Source organism: Microbacterium meiriae (assembly GCF_025143875.1).
GTDB classification, from domain to species: domain Bacteria; phylum Actinomycetota; class Actinomycetes; order Actinomycetales; family Microbacteriaceae; genus Microbacterium; species Microbacterium meiriae.
The window spans coordinates 18,331-34,040 of record NZ_JAMBDU010000018.1; the positions used below are offsets into that span (position 1 = coordinate 18,331).

Here is a 15,710-nt window from a genome sequence, read left to right on the forward strand (position 1 = left end):
GGCGTTTCCAGAAACCTATAACACGCGCTCGGCCCGCCGCACGAGTGTGACGTCGTGTGTCACCGCCCGTAGGCTCGACGCATGTCCTCACCGTTCGGCTCCTGGGCCTCCCCCTTCACCGCCGCCGCCGTCGCCGGAGCGGCTCCCCGCATCGACGGAGCACGCTTCGTCGGCGATGAGGTGTGGTGGGCCGAGTCCGTGCCCGCCGAGGGCGGACGCGTCACGGTGCGCAGCTCGACGGGGGCGGAGATCCTCCCGGCACCCTGGAGCGCCCGCTCCCGCGTGCACGAGTACGGGGGCGGTGCCTGGACCGTCGACGGCGACACCCTGTACTTCGTCTCCGGCGCCGACCAGCGTGTGCACCGCATGGACCGCGGCGCGGAGCCGCGCCCCCTCACCGCCGCCGGCCCGTCGTACGGCGGGCTGCGCGTGCAGAGCGGCCGCCTGCTTGCGGTCCGCGAAGACCTCTCGGCCGCCCCGCACCGCCGCGCGATCGTGGAGATCCCCGTGGACGGCTCGGCCGCCGACGAAGCGGCTGCGGTGCGCGTGATCGCGGAGGGCACCGGATTCTTCGCCCACCCCGCTCTCTCGCCGGACGGCAGCCGGGTGGCCTGGGTCGAGTGGCAGGCGGACAGCATGCCGTGGGAGAGTGCCGCCCTCGCCATCGGGGCGGTGGACGGCGGGACCGTCACCCGCGTCCCCACCTCCGCGGCCCTGCAGCCGGAGTGGCGCGGCGACGACGCGCTCGTGTTCGCCGACGACGCTTCAGGGCGCTGGCAGCTCCAGCACCTCGCACTGGACGGCCTCCGGCTCGGCGCCTCGCGCGCGCTGACCTCGTCGGACGCGGATACCGGATACGGCCTCTGGGTGCTCGGCAACCGCTGGTTCCAGGTCCTGGCCGACGGGCGCCTCGTGGCGGTGCGCACGAATGGACGCGACGAGGTGCAGCTCGTGTCCGCGGACGGCGAGACCCGGGCGATCACGGTGCCGGGCGACGGGCACCTCAGCGTGGACGACGTCGCCGGCTTCCGCGTGCTGCTCAGCGGAGACGGCTCGCGCGTGACCTCAGGCATCTGGTGCGTCGATGTCGACAGGGGGACCGTCGAGACCATCACCGGTGGCGCTCCGGTCGACGAGGACTGGATGCCGGGGGCGCAGCAGATCGTCGTGGAAGGGGCGCACGGCCCCGTGCACGCGTTCGCTTATCCGCCCGCCGCGCCCGGAGACCCCCGCGGCGCCGACGGGGAGCTGCCGCCCTACATCGTGCTCGTGCACGGCGGTCCGACCGCCCATGTCACCGGTGCGGCCTCCGCCTCCATCGCGTTCTTCACGAGCCGGGGCATCGGGGTCCTCGACGTCAACTACGGCGGATCGACGGGATATGGACGCGCCTACCGCGACCGTCTGCAGGGACAGTGGGGCATCGTCGACGTGGACGACGTGATCGCGGCGGCCCGCGGCCTCGCGGACGCCGGGTTGGCAGACTCCACCCGCATCGCCATCCGCGGGGGCTCGGCCGGCGGCTGGACGGTGCTCTCCGCACTCGTCCGGGGCGGCACGTTCGCGGCCGGCATCAGCCGCTACGGTGTCGCGGATCTCCGGCTGCTCGCCGCCGAGACCCACGACTTCGAGGCGTCGTACCTTGACGGCCTCGTGGGTCCGCTCCCCGCGGCCGAGGACGTCTACATCGAGCGCTCGCCCCTGACGCACGCCGACCGCATCGACGTTCCGGTGCTGCTGCTGCAGGGCGGGGAGGACCGCGTCGTGCCGCCGTCCCAGTCCGAGGCCATCCGCGACGCTCTGGCGGCGAACGGCATCGACCACGACTACGTGCTGTACCCGGGCGAGGGCCACGGGTTCCGCAGCGCGGAGACCATCGTCGACGCGCTGGAGCGGGAGCTCGCGTTCCTCGGCCGGGTGTTCGGCTTCACGCCGAGCCTCTGAGCCGGCTCGGGCTACTCGCCGACCCTGTTGCGCAGGCGCATCGCGCGCTCGGCCTCGCGGGTGTCCTGACGCTCACGGAGGGTCTGGCGCTTGTCGTACTCGCGCTTGCCCTTCGCGAGGGCGATCTCGACCTTGGCGCGACCGTCCGAGAAGTACAGCTTGAGCGGGATGAGCGTGTACCCGCCCGCGGAGACGGCGTGGGCGAGCTTCGCGATCTCCTCCCGGTGCAGGAGCAGCTTGCGGATGCGCTTGGCCGAGTGGTTCGTCCAGTGCCCCTGCGAGTACTCCGGGATGTGCACGGCATCGAGGAAGACCTCGTTGCCCTTCACGAACGCGTACCCGTCGCTGAGGTTCGCGCGCCCCTGACGGAGCGACTTCACCTCGGTGCCGGTGAGCACCATCCCCGCCTCGTACGACTTCTCGATGTTGTAGTCGTGACGCGCGCGACGATTGGTCGCGATGACCTTCTCCCCGCGTTCCCTGGGCATGATGATCTCCTGTGCTGTGGTGCTGTGGACGGCTCGACAGCGGATCGGTCGAGCAGCCTTTCAGGGTATCAGGTGCGCAGCCAACGCCGGATCGCGAAGCCGGCCGAGAGCGCCGCGAGCACGACGCCGATCCCGACGAGGACCGGGACCACGAGGATCGCGTCCTGCATGGTCACCCACGTCGTGATGAACGGCACCCGTCCGCGGAGATAGCCGTTCACGCCGAAGTGCATGCCGGCGACGACCGCCGCGCTCGCGAGAGCCGAGCCCAGCAACGCGGCGAAGACGCCCTCCAGCACGAACGGCGTCTGGATGAAGCGGTTCGAGGCGCCGACCAGGCGCATGATCCCGATCTCCTTCCGCCGCGCATAGGCGGACAAGCGGATGGTGGTGGCGATCAGAAGCGTCGCGGCGATGAGCATGAGGACCGCGATGCCGACGGCGATGTACGTCGCCACGGTGAGCGCGGAGAACAGCGGTTCGAGGTATTGGAGCTGGTCCTGGACCTGTTCCACTCCGGCTTGGCCGTTGAAGGCCTCGGCGAGGACCTGCGACTGGCCCGGGTCCTTCATCGTGACGAAGAAGACCTCGAACGCCTGATCGGGCGAGAGCACGCTGGCCTGCTCCTCCCCGACCTGCTCGACGAGCTTGGCGTAGGTCTCCTCCTTCGTGTCGAAGGTCATGGAGCTGATGAGCGGCGACAACGCGTCGCCCTCGAGCTGGGCGCGCACAGCGGCGACCTGCTCCTCGCTCGCCGCGCCGTCGACGCAGGTGTCCGACTCCGACACCGCGGAGCACATGTAGACGGCCACCTGGGCGCGCTCGGCCCAGTAGCCGCGCATGACGCCGATCTGGGACTGCATGAGGATCGCGGCGCCGACGAACGTCAGCGACACGAAGGTGACGAGCACGACGGAGATGACCATCGAGATGTTGCGCCGCAGGCCGACGAGTGCCTCGGTCAGGATCAGGCCGATTCTCATGAGGTCGGGCCCACTTCCTCGTCGTCCTGGTCGGACAGCCCGAGGCGGTCGGCGACGCCGAGCTCGGCGACGTCCACCTCCGGGATCACGATCGGATGCGTGCGCGGACCGGCGGGCGCGGGACGCTCGGCAGCGGCCTGCGGCGCGGCCGGTGGCTGCACGACGTCCGGCGGTTCGACCACGCCGGGCTCCCGCGAGGGCTCCGGCGGCTCGACCACCTGCGGAGCGGGTTCGGCGGCGGGCCTGGTGACCGCGGGGGACGCGGCGGCGGCACGGCGCTGGGCGTCCAGCTCCTCCGCCAGGGCAGCGCGGACCACGGAGAGGTCGGCGGTCTGGCGCTGCACCTCCTGCACGGCCGTGAGGGCTGCGGCGGCCGCGGCACCGCGGACCTCCTCCGGCACCAGGCGCGGGATGTTCGAGGTGTCGCCGTATCCGCCGTGCACCTCGTCGCGAACCATCTCGCCGTCGCGGAGCTCGATCACGCGGCGGCGCATCTGGTCGACGAACCCGGCCTCGTGGGTGGCCATGAGCACCGTGGTGCCACCCGCGTTGATCCGGGCGAGCAGCTGCATGATGTCGACGGAGGTCGCCGGGTCGAGGTTTCCGGTGGGCTCGTCGGCGAGCAGCACCTGAGGACGGTTGACGAGCGCCCTGGCGATCGCGACGCGCTGCTGCTCGCCGCCGGAGAGCTCGTGCGGCATGCGCTTCTCCTTGCCGTCGAGCCCGACGAGGGCGAGCGCCTCGGGAACCGCCTGCTGGATGAAGCCCCGGGACGAGCCGGTGACCTGCAGCGTGAAGGCGACGTTCTGATGGACGGTCTTGGACGGGAGCAGGCGGAAGTCCTGGAACACCGAGCCGATGTGCCGACGGAAGTAGGGCACCTTCCGGTTCGCCAGAGCCCGCAGGTCGCGGCCGAGGACGGCGACACGGCCCGTCGTCGGCACGTCCTCGCGGAGGATGAGGCGCAGACAGGAGGACTTGCCGGACCCGGAGGCGCCGACCAGGAAGACGAACTCCCCGCGCTGCACCTCGAAGTCGACACCGGACAGGGCGGGCTTCGACGTCCCGCGGTAGCGTTTCGTGACGTTCTCGAACCGAATCATGGCGATTCGAGCCTAAGCGCGGTACGGGGCGTCGCCCCGGCACGACACCCCGCCGCGCGGCACGCGTGCCGCTCTTCCTCATCCCCCGTCGGCCCACCGAGGTCCGCGCCCGCTGCTATACATGGAGTGTCGATTCGCGTCCACCACGCGAGCGCACACACGGAGGGGACCCCCATGACGACACCTGCCGGCTGGTACGACGACGGTTCCGGACGCCTGCGCTGGTGGGACGGCCAGCAGTAGACCGAACACTTCGCGCCGGAGACCACCGCGACGCCCGAGGACACGACCGCTGCGGCGGCTGAGGACGCGGGCTCGGACAGCACTTCCGCGGAGAGCGCCTCCGCGGCGACTTCCGACGGCGCTCCCCCGGCGGAGGGACCGACCGCCGCAGCGGAGCCCTCCACACCCGAACCCGTCGCCGCCGAACGGGAGATCGCCCCGGACGAGCCCGCGACCGACTTCATCGTCGCTCCCGAGCCCGCGCAGGACTGGACGGCGCCCGCCAGCGGTGCGCACGACCTCCCCGGCGCGGCACCGATCGTCCCTCCGGCCGGTACCGACGGCGGCACGGCGGCCTATCCCCCCGCGGCACCGTTCTCCCCCGACCAGAACGCGTATCAGGGCCAGGGCGGATACCCGGCGCAGGGTGCGTACCCGGGCTCGCAGAGTGGCGGCGGTTACCCGGGACAGGTACCGGGCGGACAGGGCGCGTACCCCGGACAGGGCGCGTACCCCGGACAGGGCGCGTACCCCGGACAGGCCGCCTATCCGGGCCAGGCACCGGCCACCGGCGGCCCGAAGAAGATGTCGGTGCTCGGCCTCGTCGGTCTCGGGATCGCCGCGCTCGGCCTCATCCTCGCGTTCATCCCCCTGACGCTCCCGTTCGCCTGGTTCCTCCTGGCGGCCGGGTTCATCGTCTCGCTCATCTCGCTGTTCCTGAAGGGCACCAAGTGGCCGGGGATCACCGGCCTCGGGGTGTCGGTGCTCGGCGGCATCGTCGCGATCGTCGTGAGCATCTTCTTCGTGCTGGCCGTCGCGAACACCGTGCGCCCGGTCACGCTTCCCGAGTACGACGACGGCACGAGCCAGAGCCCGGCGCCGGAGACCGACGACACCGGCGACGCGGGTACGGGTGAGGTCGCCGAGGGCACGCTGGGCGAGCCGGTCGCCGTGCCGCAGCTCGAGGGCACGGCCGAGGTCACCATCCGTTCCGCCACGTTCGGACCGACCAACGGCACGGACTTCGAGGCCGCCAACGGCGGCTATCTGTTGATCGACGTGGCCTGGGAGACGCTCGACGGGACGACCTACGTCAACCCGCTCTACTTCTCCGTCGAGACGGCCGACGGCGTCGAGGGCGACTACGACATCTTCGGCGACGCGACGCTCGAGTCCACGGAGCAGAACGCCGGGACGACGGCGGAGGGCACGGTCTCGTTCGACGTCGCCGAAAGCCCGTCCTACGTGATCGTCATCACGGACGAGATGCTGCAGGAGGTCGCCCGCGTGACCGTCGAGGCGTCGGCACGCTGATCCTTCCGCACCACACGACGAAGGCCCCGGGAGCTCCCGGGGCCTTCGTCGTGTGGGTCAGTCCTCGTCTTTGCGCTTGCGCCAGCGGATGCCCGCGGAGATGAAGTCATCGAGGTCGCCGTCGAACACGGCGGCCGGGTTACCGGACTCCTGGCCCGTGCGGAGGTCCTTGACGAGCTGCTGGCCGTAGAGGAAGTAGGAGCGCATCTGGTCGCCCCAGCTCGCGGTGATGTTGCCGGCGAGCTCCTTCTTCTTGGCGGCCTCCTGCTCCTTCTGCAGCAGGAGGAGACGGTTCTGCAGCACCCGCATGGCCGCGGCGCGGTTCTGGATCTGCGACTTCTCGTTCTGCATCGACACCACGATGCCGGTCGGGAGGTGGGTGATGCGCACGGCGGAGTCGGTCGTGTTGACGGACTGTCCACCGGGGCCGGAGGAGCGGAAGACGTCGACCCGGATGTCGTTCTCGGGGATGTCGACCTCGGTCGCCTCCTCCATGAGCGGGATGACCTCGACGGCGGCGAAAGACGTCTGGCGCTTGTCCGCGGATCCGAACGGGCTGATGCGCGCGAGGCGGTGCGTGCCGGCCTCGACGGAGATCGTGCCGAAGGCGTAGGGCGCGTCGATCTCGAAGGTCGCCGACTTGATACCGGCGCCCTCCGCGTACGAGGTGTCCATCACCTTGACGGGGTACTTGTGACGCTCCGCCCAGCGCAGGTACATGCGCATGAGCATCTCGGCGAAGTCGGTGGCGTCGTCGCCGCCGGCGCCGGAGCGGATGGTGACGATCGCGCTGCGCTCGTCGTACTCGCCGTCGAGCAGCGTCTGCACCTCGAGCTGGTTGATGAGGTCGGTGAGCGTCTGCAGCTCCTTGCGCGCCTCGATCGCCGACTCCTCGTCGCCCATCTCGTTCGCCAGGTCGACGAGCACCTCGAGGTCGTCGAGGCGCTGGGCGATGCCGGTGATGCGGGCGAGCTCCGACTGGCGGTGGCTCAGGGCGCTGGTGACCTTCTGGGCGTTCTCGGTGTCGTCCCAGAGGTCGGGCGCGCCGGCCTCCTCGCTGAGACGCGCGATGTCCTCGCGGAGACGGTTGACATCGACGACCTCGCTGATGTCGCCGAAGGTGTGCCTGAGCGCCTGGATTTCGGCGGAGAGATCTAGTTCGAGCATGACACCTCAGCCTAACGTGCCGCCCGCGCGCGCGGGGACGGGCGTGTCCGGCCCTTCGCGCCGACCGGAGTAGCGTGAGGGACGTGAGCAGCGCATCCACGGTCCTCCGCCAGTTCGGGCCGATGGTGTACCTGCCGACCGTCCTCTTCTCCCTCGGCGAAGGTGCGGTCATCCCGCTCATCCCGGTCATCGCCGCGTCGATGGGTGCCGACGTCGCCTTCGCGGCCCTCGTCGCCTCGGCGCTCGTGGTCGGCCAGCTCTGCGGCAACCTCCCGGCCGGGTGGGCCGTGGGGCGCATCGGCGAGCGGTTCACGATGGTCATCGCGGGCGTCATCGCCATCCTCGCCGCCGTCGGCATGGTCTTCGCGCCGTCACTCGGGGTCCTCGCGGCGTCGGTGTTCCTCCTCGGCCTGTGCGCAGCCGCCTTCGGGCTGGCCCGGCACGCGTTCATGACCACGCGGGTGCCGCTGGCGTTCCGTGCCCGCTCGCTCTCCCTGCTGGGCGGCAGCTTCCGCCTGGGCATCTTCATCGGCCCGTTCGTCTCCGCAGGCCTCCTGCAGCTCTTCGGCGCGGAGGCTGCCGCGATCTGGTTCTTCCTCGCCTGCCTCGTGGTGATGGTCGTGCTCGTGCTCTTCGGACCGGATCCGGAGAAGACCGTCGCCCCGCTGCGGACCACCGTCCGGTTCGCGGAGGACAGCGGCGAGGCCGTGAGCGGGTCGATCCCGACCATCGAGCGGGTCGGGATCTTCCAGACGATGTGGCGCCAGCGCGGAGTGCTCGGTCGGCTCGGGCTCGCCGCGGCCTCGCTCTCGGCGGTGCGGTCGGCGCGACAGGTCGTCCTCCCGCTGTGGGGACTCTCGCTGGGCCTCGACGCCTCGACCATCGCCCTCGTCGTCGGCGTTTCCGGAGCCATCGACTTCGCCCTCTTCTACGCCAGCGGCCAGGTGATGGACCGCTTCGGCCGGCTCTGGGCGGCGATGCCCGCGATGGTGCTGATGGGTGCCGGGTTCCTCGCCCTGTCGGTCACGCACGACGTCGACTCCGCGGTGCTCTGGTTCGGGATGTTCGCCGCGGTCCTCGGTGTCGGCAACGGGCTGTCGAGCGGCATCCTCCTGACCCTCGGCGCGGATGTCGCCCCGAAGCACGACCCCGCCGCGTTCCTCGGGTCGTGGCGCACGCTGACCGATGCCGGCGGCGCAGTCGCCCCGCTCCTCGTCTCGGGCATCACCGCGGTCGCGTCCCTGTCGTTCGCGGCGGGAGCCATGGGCCTGATCGGACTCGTCGGCGCCGCCGGGTTCGTCCGCTGGATCCCCCGGTTCGTCCCCCGCACGCCCCCGAGCACGCCGGACCCGTCCGAGGACTGAGCGCCCGGTCGCTAGCGCAGCGCCGTGCGGCTCGTCGCCGTCGCCTGCAGCGGCACCCCGTCGGGCACGAACGGCGAGAGCAGCGGCGGATGCCAGAGCGCTGCGACGGTGACACGCGCGCTCACGCCGTCCGGGGTGCCCGCGTCGACGACGGTCGCCGCGAACCCCGCGTCACGGACGAGCGGCACCGCCTGCTCGGCCACCCCCGCGTCGGTGAGCGTCGCGCGCGGCACCTCCCCCTCCACCTGCAGCGTGAAGCCGTCCGCTCCGGCGAGCGCCGCCGCATCCGCGAGCCCGTCCAGCCGCTTCTGGGCGATGTAGAGGTCGGTGGCGCAGACACACACGAACAGCACGGCGAGCGCGAGGATCAGGTAGCCGAGGACGAGGAGCAGCACGCTCCCCTCGTCGTCGCCCCTTCCGTCCTTGTCCGCGTCGCGCGTGCGCCGGCTCATCCACCGCTCCAGCGTCGGGTGACCTTCTGCACCGACACGGCTTCCACGGGGACGGACGTCGCCTGGTCGAGTCCGAGGACCCCGGGTACCAGAGGCAGCGGTACCCGGGTCGAGACCGTGACGACCACCGTCGCTCCCGCCGCCGGACAGGCCGATGCCCGGGGGCGACACGACACCGCGACGTCGACCGCTCCGCGATCGATGCCGTACTCCGCGACGATCCCGTCCAGCACCTGCTCCCCGCGGACTGCGGCCCCTGCGACGTCAGGTGCCGAGGCGATGGCACGTGCGGCCTGCCGCGCCGCGGCCTCGACGCCGAGCGACTGCTCCTGCACCGAACCCACGGCGATCACGAGGTACAGCAGCGGCACGAGCAGGATCACCCCGACCGTGATGAACTCCAGCGAGCTCGATCCCGCGTCATCGCGCATCGAACGACTCCGGCGGTGCGGAGGCTTCGACCTGCAGGGCTGCCGGGACACCGACGAGGCCGAACACCGGGAGGGTCGTCCGGATGCGGACCTCGACGGTCTCCTGTCCCTCCCGCCGCGCCGAGGCGACCGTGATGTCGTCGGCGTAGGAGGGGCCGACCGCGCGACGGATGACCTCGCGCGCCCGCTCCTCCCCCTCCTTGTCGGTCGTGTCGGCGAGCGCCGCGTAGTACGCGCCTTCGACGGCCGCATCGTGGACGACGTTGCGCACGTAGATCGCGAACGCGAGCTGCAGCACAGCGAGGGTCAGCGCGGTGAGCAGGGTGCCGACGAGCACGAACTCCACCGGGTTCGATCCGCGGTCGTCGATCACCCCCGCAAGCGCGCGCATGTCAGAGCCCCGACACCCGCTGGATGGCCTGCTCGAAGAGGGAGGTGAGCGCAGGCCCGGCGACCGCCCAGATGAGCACGACGAGCCCCGCGGTCATCAGAGTGACGAGCACCCAGCCCGGGACGTCTCCCCGTTCGTCGTCGTGGAAGGCACGGAGCATCGAGCGCGCACGAGAGATCATGCGGCCAGTGTGCATCGAAGACCTGCCGCGGCGCGGACATTATCCACAGGACCGTGCGGGTGACCCGCGCCCTCACGCGGCGACACCAGTTCGAGGCGGTCTTTGTCCGAGCCGGAGCCGGCTTGCCAGATCGTGCCAGAAGTCACCGAGCGCACCCGTGTTGTTCGCGTGCATCTCGCGCCATGCCGAAGCTCGCCTAGCCACGGAGGCGCCACACGTCCACGGCCGGACGCGATGACGTGCTCGCCGACAGATCCTCATGGACTGCCACATAGTGGCTCATCTTGTGTCTTTTGTCTTGTGTCCCCCAAAAAGGGGACAGACACCTCATCGCTCCGAGGTTACTGTGACGCTGGCCCGCAGGTGCGAGCCATATAGCGATGATGGGGGTTCGGAGATGTGGGGATGGCGTGCAGGGATGGCGTTGGTTGCTATCGTCGCGATGCTGGGAACAGGCGTCGCGCCGGCAGCGGCTAAAGCACCCGACGAGTCCGAGCGGACGACGATCACTACATTCGGCTTCGTGCCGACAGACAGCGCTGGCACGGCCGCGCAAACCGACGTAGAAGCCCAGATCGCCGAGGTGGAATCCCTCGAGGCCTCGGACACTCCATTGGCTGCCCCTTACGACTCGAGCAAGATGCCGAGTGGGTCAGCAAAAGACCGCGCAGCGATGGCCGCGGGTGACACGGCCTATCGGATCGTCTCGACGTGGACCGATAACATTGCAAAGCCGATCGTTGCTCGCGCGGGCAACGGAACCACGTGGGGTCTCACCAAGGTTCAGAACAAGCATCATGTCAACCTCAACATGATCAAGAAGACCACAAAGTTCCCGAGGCCGACCGGCGGCCGCGTCACTCAAGGCACCTCCATCATTTACTTGACGGACGCGATCGAATGGGAGTGCTGGATCGGTTCCTGCAAGCCGAAGCGCTCGATGACAGTGAAAGTGGTGATCGAGAACGCCCGCATGAGCGACGGCAAGCAAAAGGGACTTATCACGGCATACTGTATGGGCGTCACGGTGTGCCCCCAGTGGGTCATTAACGTTGCGGGATGAAGGGCAGCATTACGCATGGGTAGCGACGTGAATGCAGAGACCTTTCTCTCAGCGGTCCGCGAAGAATGGGATAAGGCGCACGGGACGATCGTGGTGCCGGCGGAACTCGAGTTGACGCATCTGGAAGCCGACGGCGAGTCGTTGACGCTGCACGTTACAGACTCCGCCGGGTCGCGCTTCGGTTGGCGTACGCCACTTCCGGCCCATATGCGCAGTAAGAACAAGACACCAGGAGAAACGGGTACACCGCAGCATTGGGCGCTCTGGGAAGTCCTCATTCCCCTGGTAGAAGAGCTCGAGACGAACGCTGCAACTCGGTTACCGCCCGACATCGACGGTGTGAGGTGGATCTCGAGGTAAGGCCGCTCATGCCGAGACGGTGCATCCGGGCGGAGTGCGTCACTGCCTATCGGAACCGCCGGAACGCAATAGGCTCCCGCCTATGGAGCCCAACCCCCTGCTGCCGTCGATTCCGGTGCTGATCGCGATCGTCGTCGGCGCGGTGATCCTCGTCGCCGTCATCGTCATCGTCATCGGCGCGCGGAGGGCGAAGCGGCGGGGCCCTGTACTCCCGTCACGCGAATCGCACAACCCCGGGTCCGGTCATCCCGACGAGGGATAACCTGTCACGCATGCGCCCTGGACCTGACGATGAGATGCGGGCCAGAGTCGAGATCGACGGGCTCACCTATCCCCTGCCCCGCGGCACCGATGTCGCCGCCCTCCGAGAGAGGATCGAGGCCGCCGCGCGCGCTGAACCCACCTTCGTCTCGTTCGCCACGTCGGACGGCCTGGCGAGCGTGCTCGTCCACCCGACCTCGCGGGTTTTCCTCTTCCAGGTCAAGGCCTCCGACGAGGGGAGCCTCGCCTCAGACCTCGGCGGACTGCCGGATTGGGACGTCTGAGCGCCGCGGAGAGCCGCCGTGGGATCAGGAGGTGAACTCGTCGATGACGAGCTCACCGCGGGCGTTCAGCCGCTCCATCATGTGACTGACCCGGGCCGGATCGATCGCCGGCGGCGGCTCGGCGTCGAACTCGAGCACCAGCGGGATCGCCGGGTGCATCCACGCGGACAGTCGGCCGGGGCTCTTCTTCCCCGACGGCCACGTCATCATGAAGCTCTCCTGGCGACGGAGCTTCGTGGAGATCACGATCTTCAGATGCGCCAGCACGGTGTCGTCGACCTCGATCGGCGGACGAGAGCTGTTGTACTCGAGACTTCCCATAGACAAAAGGTAAGCCCCCACGGCCTCCCCCGACGACCACTCATCCGATGCCGAGCCGCAGGATGAACAGGCCAGGGTAGATCGCGAACACGACGGATAACGGCAGGATGAGGAACACCAACGGCAGGAGCATATAGATCTCCTTCCGTCCGGCCTGCTCGATGAGCGTGCGCTTGGCCTCCTCCCTGGTGTCATCGGCCTGCGCGCGCAGCACCGCGGCGAGGGGTGCTCCGTGCTCGAGCGCAGCGACGATCTGGTCCGCGGCTCGGGTCAGCCCCGGAAGCTCCAGCCGACCCGCCATGGCGGCCAGCGCGTCGGCGAGGGACGACCCCGTCCCGACCTCCACGACCACGCGACGCAGCTCGACCGTGAGCTCCCCCGACCCCACGCCGGCCACGCGCTTCACGGCGTCGAGGAAGCCCTCGCCCGCAGAGAGGCAGAGGGCCAGGAACTCCAGGGTCGTCGGCAACTCCTCGGTGAGGCGCACCTTCCGTGCCCGCACCCGCGCAGAGAGTCGCATGTCGTAGCCGACGGCGCCCGCCGCTCCCGCCAGGAGCGGGATGGCACCGACGGGAACGGACCACCGACCGATCAGCACGAGGACGATGACGGCGAGCGCTCCGCAGACGAGCGCGACCACACCTGAGGCGAGCTGGCGTCCACGGAAGGCGACGGGATCGAGGGGCGAGCCCGCCTGCGCGAGTCGTCGTCGGAGTCCCTCGCTCCCGCCGAGGACGCGGTCGATCATCTCCCCACCGAGGGTTCCCAGGCGGAATCCACCGGCAGGCAACGCGCCGGCCCGGGGAAGAGCCTCCCGCGGCAGCACGTCATCGTCGACGACGTCGCGGATGTACGGCGCGATCCGTGAAGCGAGGGACGCAGCGCGCCACCGCGGCAGGCCGGAGAGAAGCGCCAGGACCCCCGCCGCGAAGCCGCCGCCGAGCAGCACGGCCACGGCCAGCGCGGAGAGCCCGCTCACCCGAACCACCGACGGGGCTCGGGCAGCCGACCGATCCGGATCATGAGGCGGAACGCGACGACCGACACGACCGCGCCCACGACGATCACGACGATGCCCTCCGGTGTGCTGTACGCCTTCGCCCCCTCCGGACGGAGGATCAGGAGGGTGAGGATGACCCACGGCGCCACGGCTCCGAGGACGGCGGCTCCCCGGATCCACGACTGCCGCGCCTCGACCTCGCCGCGGAGCGCCGCGTCAGCACGGACGGATGAGGACAACGCCCGCAGCACGCCGATGAGCTCGGTGCCGCCGACCTGCCGCGCCATCCGCAGCGTCTCGATGATCCGATCCCCGAGCGGATCGGCGAGGACGACCTTCAACCGGTCGAGACTCGCGTCGAACCGTCCGCTGCTCCGCAGGTCTCGGGCGAACACGCCGAATGCGGGGCGGAGCGCCGGGGGCGCCGACTCGGCGAGGGTGGCCACCGCATCCGGAAGCGACAGGCCGACGCGGATCGCGGCGATCAGCAGGTCACAGACATCGGGCCAGAGTTGCCGGCGCAGACGCCGCAGCCGCAGTCGTCGGCCGCGCAGGTAGGCGATCGGCGCAGTCCCGCCGGCGATCCCGGCGAGGACCGCGAGCGCGGCACTCGCCGTGACGAGCCAGACGAGGGACGCCGCACCGAGGGCGGCGCCGGCGATGCCGATCACGAGGGAGCGGGTCTGCAGGGACGGGAACCCCGCCTCACCCGCCAGACGCACCAGGCGTCCGCGGTGCGGCGTGGAGGTGGAGCGCTCTCCCGTCGGCCACAGCCATGGCGACAGGGTCAGGAGCACGCCGGCCGCAAGCGTCGCGCCGAGGAGGATCGTCATGCGAGGACCCCCGAACCGACCGAGGTCGACCGCAGCGGCCGGTGTGGGGCGGCGCCGAAGACCGGAGTGCTGAGCACCCGTCCCTGGACCACTTCACCCGTCGGGGCGACGATCTCCTCGACGTATCGTCGGCCTGCCGCATCGCGCGCGCAGTGGACGACGAGATCGACCGACGACGCGATCGCCGGAGCGACGAAGCCGCGGTCGATGTTCCGCCCGGCGAGGAGCGGCAGCAGGCACAGCTTGTCGAGCGCCTCCGCAGCGGAGTTGGCGTGGACCGTGCAGGCGCCGGGGACGCCGGTGTTGAGCGCCAGCACGAGGTCGAGCGCTTCCGCGTCACGCACCTCCCCCACTACGAGCCGGTCCGGCCGCATCCGCAGCGCTTCCTTCACCAACCGCCGCAGCGTGATCTCCCCCTACTGGTGGAAGTGACATATCCGGCGAGAAATATGCGAAGACAATTCCTCGTTCCACAACGTCGAGCTACGGCGTTGCGACGAAAGATCACGGCCTTAGAACGACCACGACTGCTCTACGAGTGAGCGAGCGGGCAAGTCTGTGCGTGCTCGCTGAGCTGCCTCACCGTTTCGTAGTCGAGGGGTTGGCCTGTCAGCAGGCGGAGGTTCAATCCGGAATGGACGGCGTTGGTCTGTTCCGACGTCAGGCTGTCGAACAGCTCCGGCCAGTCAGAATGTGCACGGCTAATCTCAGGGGGCGTGAGCGGCCCGACACGAGCCAACTGGCTCTTGCGTCGTTCGGTAGGTCGAGTCACAGCTCGTCCCTCTCGCTCGGTGTCAACGAATCAGTCAGCGTACTTCGCATCCAGCTCGGCGTATGCCTCGGCCGGAGTGGTGCGCCCGTCGAGGATGCGACGGGCGCGGCCAAGCGCTTCTGCATCCGGGAAGTGGTCGGCGAGCTGCTGGGCCTTCTCAATCATGGCAAGGTCATTCTCGAAGTCTCGTTCACTCATCGTGTCGTCTTCCTGCAACGTCGTCGGGAAACGAGAAGATCTGTTCCAGCAAGGGCAAGATTTGCCAGATTGCAGCGTGATGCTGCTCTTCGCTCAGATCATCGAGGACAGGGAGTTGCTCATCGGTCCAGCTGATTGCCTCGGCCACCACGGTCAGTTCCAGACTGTTCCAGCGCAGTCGACCTTCTTCACGCAGCTGGCGCTGGAACTGCGAGATCGGTCCGGCTGGCTGGTGCACCTTCACGATGTCGGGAAAGCGCGCCTGGCGGACGGCGCGGATCGCAAATTCGTAGCCGTGCAGGAACGTCATCACTCGGTCGATCCGGATCGGTCGCCCGATGTACATTGCGGGTCGTTTCGCGAACGACTCAGCCTGGGAGAACACAGGCATCTGGGTTGCCTCATGATCCGCCATCGCTCACGCACCTTCCCTCCGACCACAGGGTATCGGTTGCGGTCGACGTTGACGAAGACCCGTCACCTGGTCCACACGGACACCGCCGGGCGGCGTAAGCGCGTCTACGACACCCCGCAGACCCCGTTCGACCGTCTCCTGGCCGCCGGGGTCCTCTCCCCGG

At 69.6% G+C, this 15,710-nt stretch carries 20 protein-coding genes and 1 pseudogene; 7 read left to right on the forward strand and 14 right to left on the reverse strand.

Going from position 1 to position 15,710, the window contains the following annotated elements; translation table 11 throughout:
* The first annotated feature begins 81 nt into the window (after positions 1 to 81).
* Positions 82 to 1,944, forward strand: coding sequence for a S9 family peptidase (locus tag M4D53_RS11815; protein WP_259954190.1), 1,863 nt, complete (start codon positions 82 to 84; stop codon positions 1,942 to 1,944).
* Between the two features lie 11 nt (positions 1,945 to 1,955).
* On the opposite strand, the gene smpB is transcribed toward M4D53_RS11815, so the two are convergent.
* The 3 genes from smpB to ftsE form a co-directional block, all read right to left on the reverse strand.
* Positions 1,956 to 2,432, reverse strand: a complete 477-nt coding sequence (smpB, locus tag M4D53_RS11820) for an SsrA-binding protein SmpB (RefSeq protein ID WP_050722832.1) — start codon at positions 2,430 to 2,432, stop codon at positions 1,956 to 1,958.
* Positions 2,433 to 2,500: 68 nt separating this feature from the next.
* Positions 2,501 to 3,415: a permease-like cell division protein FtsX gene (ftsX, locus tag M4D53_RS11825; protein ID WP_187661891.1), complete on the reverse strand. Its 915-nt coding sequence runs from the start codon at positions 3,413 to 3,415 to the stop codon at positions 2,501 to 2,503.
* Positions 3,412 to 4,518, reverse strand: a complete 1,107-nt coding sequence (gene ftsE, locus M4D53_RS11830) for a cell division ATP-binding protein FtsE (RefSeq protein ID WP_187661892.1) — start codon at positions 4,516 to 4,518, stop codon at positions 3,412 to 3,414. Before ftsE ends, ftsX begins: the two co-directional genes overlap by 4 nt.
* Before the next feature lie 813 nt (positions 4,519 to 5,331).
* Between ftsE and M4D53_RS11835 the strand changes: the two genes are divergently transcribed.
* Positions 5,332 to 6,054 (forward strand): DUF4352 domain-containing protein, encoded by a 723-nt coding sequence (locus tag M4D53_RS11835; RefSeq protein ID WP_259954191.1) that lies wholly within the window; start codon positions 5,332 to 5,334, stop codon positions 6,052 to 6,054.
* A 57-nt stretch (positions 6,055 to 6,111) separates the two neighbouring features.
* Here M4D53_RS11835 and prfB read toward each other — a convergent pair whose 3' ends face one another.
* On the reverse strand, positions 6,112 to 7,221 hold the full coding sequence (gene prfB, locus M4D53_RS11840; RefSeq protein WP_187661893.1) for a peptide chain release factor 2: 1,110 nt from the start codon (positions 7,219 to 7,221) through the stop codon (positions 6,112 to 6,114).
* Positions 7,222 to 7,343: 122 nt separating this feature from the next.
* Here prfB and M4D53_RS11845 point away from each other — a divergent pair, with 122 nt between their 5' ends.
* A complete protein-coding gene (locus M4D53_RS11845; RefSeq protein WP_259954233.1) occupies positions 7,344 to 8,585 on the forward strand; it encodes an MFS transporter in 1,242 nt (413 codons plus the stop codon).
* Between the two features lie 11 nt (positions 8,586 to 8,596).
* Here the strand turns inward: M4D53_RS11845 and M4D53_RS11850 are convergent, their stop codons facing one another.
* From M4D53_RS11850 to M4D53_RS11865, 4 genes are read right to left on the reverse strand one after another with little or no spacing between them, the layout of a single operon-like run.
* Positions 8,597 to 9,037, reverse strand: a complete 441-nt coding sequence (locus M4D53_RS11850; protein ID WP_187661894.1) for a pilus assembly protein TadG-related protein — start codon at positions 9,035 to 9,037, stop codon at positions 8,597 to 8,599.
* Positions 9,034 to 9,468, reverse strand: coding sequence for a TadE family protein (locus M4D53_RS11855; protein ID WP_187661895.1), 435 nt, complete (start codon positions 9,466 to 9,468; stop codon positions 9,034 to 9,036). Before M4D53_RS11855 ends, M4D53_RS11850 begins: the two co-directional genes overlap by 4 nt.
* Positions 9,458 to 9,859 carry a TadE/TadG family type IV pilus assembly protein gene (locus tag M4D53_RS11860; RefSeq protein WP_187661896.1) on the reverse strand — a complete coding sequence of 134 codons (402 nt, stop codon included), beginning with the start codon at positions 9,857 to 9,859 and terminating at the stop codon, positions 9,458 to 9,460. The genes M4D53_RS11855 and M4D53_RS11860 overlap by 11 nt, the downstream gene beginning before the upstream one ends.
* Before the next feature lies 1 nt (position 9,860).
* Positions 9,861 to 10,040: a hypothetical protein gene (locus M4D53_RS11865; RefSeq protein WP_075245484.1), complete on the reverse strand. Its 180-nt coding sequence runs from the start codon at positions 10,038 to 10,040 to the stop codon at positions 9,861 to 9,863.
* Between the two features lie 418 nt (positions 10,041 to 10,458).
* Here M4D53_RS11865 and M4D53_RS11870 point away from each other — a divergent pair, with 418 nt between their 5' ends.
* The 4 genes from M4D53_RS11870 to M4D53_RS11885 all read left to right on the forward strand — a co-directional run bounded on the left by M4D53_RS11870 (position 10,459) and on the right by M4D53_RS11885 (position 12,008).
* Entirely contained in the window at positions 10,459 to 11,103 is a 645-nt protein-coding gene (locus M4D53_RS11870; protein WP_187661898.1) for a hypothetical protein, read from the forward strand.
* A 15-nt stretch (positions 11,104 to 11,118) separates the two neighbouring features.
* Entirely contained in the window at positions 11,119 to 11,463 is a 345-nt protein-coding gene (locus M4D53_RS11875; protein WP_187661899.1) for a hypothetical protein, read from the forward strand.
* Positions 11,464 to 11,545: 82 nt separating this feature from the next.
* A complete protein-coding gene (locus M4D53_RS11880) occupies positions 11,546 to 11,725 on the forward strand; it encodes a hypothetical protein (protein ID WP_259954192.1) in 180 nt (59 codons plus the stop codon).
* A 10-nt stretch (positions 11,726 to 11,735) separates the two neighbouring features.
* Entirely contained in the window at positions 11,736 to 12,008 is a 273-nt protein-coding gene (locus tag M4D53_RS11885) for a hypothetical protein (RefSeq protein WP_187661901.1), read from the forward strand.
* Positions 12,009 to 12,032: 24 nt separating this feature from the next.
* On the opposite strand, the gene M4D53_RS11890 is transcribed toward M4D53_RS11885, so the two are convergent.
* From M4D53_RS11890 to M4D53_RS11915, 6 genes and pseudogenes are all read right to left on the reverse strand, one after another.
* Entirely contained in the window at positions 12,033 to 12,329 is a 297-nt protein-coding gene (locus M4D53_RS11890) for a DUF7882 family protein (RefSeq protein WP_187661902.1), read from the reverse strand.
* 40 nt (positions 12,330 to 12,369) lie between these two features.
* Entirely contained in the window at positions 12,370 to 13,308 is a 939-nt protein-coding gene (locus M4D53_RS11895) for a type II secretion system F family protein (RefSeq protein ID WP_259954193.1), read from the reverse strand.
* Positions 13,305 to 14,162 (reverse strand): type II secretion system F family protein, encoded by an 858-nt coding sequence (locus M4D53_RS11900; protein WP_259954194.1) that lies wholly within the window; start codon positions 14,160 to 14,162, stop codon positions 13,305 to 13,307. Before M4D53_RS11900 ends, M4D53_RS11895 begins: the two co-directional genes overlap by 4 nt.
* A pseudogene (locus M4D53_RS11905) lies at positions 14,159 to 14,578 on the reverse strand (ATPase, T2SS/T4P/T4SS family); the annotation flags it as partial. The gene M4D53_RS11900 and the pseudogene M4D53_RS11905, both read right to left, overlap by 4 nt.
* Positions 14,579 to 14,964: 386 nt before the next feature.
* Positions 14,965 to 15,099 (reverse strand): hypothetical protein, encoded by a 135-nt coding sequence (locus M4D53_RS11910; protein ID WP_259954195.1) that lies wholly within the window; start codon positions 15,097 to 15,099, stop codon positions 14,965 to 14,967.
* 25 nt (positions 15,100 to 15,124) lie between these two features.
* Entirely contained in the window at positions 15,125 to 15,523 is a 399-nt protein-coding gene (locus tag M4D53_RS11915; protein WP_259954197.1) for a hypothetical protein, read from the reverse strand.
* Positions 15,524 to 15,710 lie beyond the last annotated feature (187 nt).

Bases quoted from the DNA above. Each gene is read 5' to 3' on its own strand.
- M4D53_RS11815 (WP_259954190.1), top strand. From the start codon at position 82: ATGTCCTCACCGTTCGGCTCCTGGGCCTCCCCCTTCACCGCCGCCGCC.
- smpB (WP_050722832.1), bottom strand. From the start codon at position 2,432: ATGCCCAGGGAACGCGGGGAGAAGGTCATCGCGACCAATCGTCGCGCG.
- ftsX (WP_187661891.1), bottom strand. From the start codon at position 3,415: ATGAGAATCGGCCTGATCCTGACCGAGGCACTCGTCGGCCTGCGGCGC.
- ftsE (WP_187661892.1), bottom strand. From the start codon at position 4,518: ATGATTCGGTTCGAGAACGTCACGAAACGCTACCGCGGGACGTCGAAG.
- prfB (WP_187661893.1), bottom strand. From the start codon at position 7,221: ATGCTCGAACTAGATCTCTCCGCCGAAATCCAGGCGCTCAGGCACACC.
- M4D53_RS11845 (WP_259954233.1), top strand. From the start codon at position 7,344: ATGGTGTACCTGCCGACCGTCCTCTTCTCCCTCGGCGAAGGTGCGGTC.
- M4D53_RS11850 (WP_187661894.1), bottom strand. From the start codon at position 9,037: ATGAGCCGGCGCACGCGCGACGCGGACAAGGACGGAAGGGGCGACGAC.
- M4D53_RS11855 (WP_187661895.1), bottom strand. From the start codon at position 9,468: ATGCGCGATGACGCGGGATCGAGCTCGCTGGAGTTCATCACGGTCGGG.
- M4D53_RS11860 (WP_187661896.1), bottom strand. From the start codon at position 9,859: ATGCGCGCGCTTGCGGGGGTGATCGACGACCGCGGATCGAACCCGGTG.
- M4D53_RS11865 (WP_075245484.1), bottom strand. From the start codon at position 10,040: ATGATCTCTCGTGCGCGCTCGATGCTCCGTGCCTTCCACGACGACGAA.
- M4D53_RS11870 (WP_187661898.1), top strand. From the start codon at position 10,459: ATGGCGTTGGTTGCTATCGTCGCGATGCTGGGAACAGGCGTCGCGCCG.
- M4D53_RS11875 (WP_187661899.1), top strand. From the start codon at position 11,119: ATGGGTAGCGACGTGAATGCAGAGACCTTTCTCTCAGCGGTCCGCGAA.
- M4D53_RS11880 (WP_259954192.1), top strand. From the start codon at position 11,546: ATGGAGCCCAACCCCCTGCTGCCGTCGATTCCGGTGCTGATCGCGATC.
- M4D53_RS11885 (WP_187661901.1), top strand. From the start codon at position 11,736: ATGCGCCCTGGACCTGACGATGAGATGCGGGCCAGAGTCGAGATCGAC.
- M4D53_RS11890 (WP_187661902.1), bottom strand. From the start codon at position 12,329: ATGGGAAGTCTCGAGTACAACAGCTCTCGTCCGCCGATCGAGGTCGAC.
- M4D53_RS11900 (WP_259954194.1), bottom strand. From the start codon at position 14,162: ATGACGATCCTCCTCGGCGCGACGCTTGCGGCCGGCGTGCTCCTGACC.
- M4D53_RS11910 (WP_259954195.1), bottom strand. From the start codon at position 15,099: ATGATTGAGAAGGCCCAGCAGCTCGCCGACCACTTCCCGGATGCAGAA.
- M4D53_RS11915 (WP_259954197.1), bottom strand. From the start codon at position 15,523: ATGCCTGTGTTCTCCCAGGCTGAGTCGTTCGCGAAACGACCCGCAATG.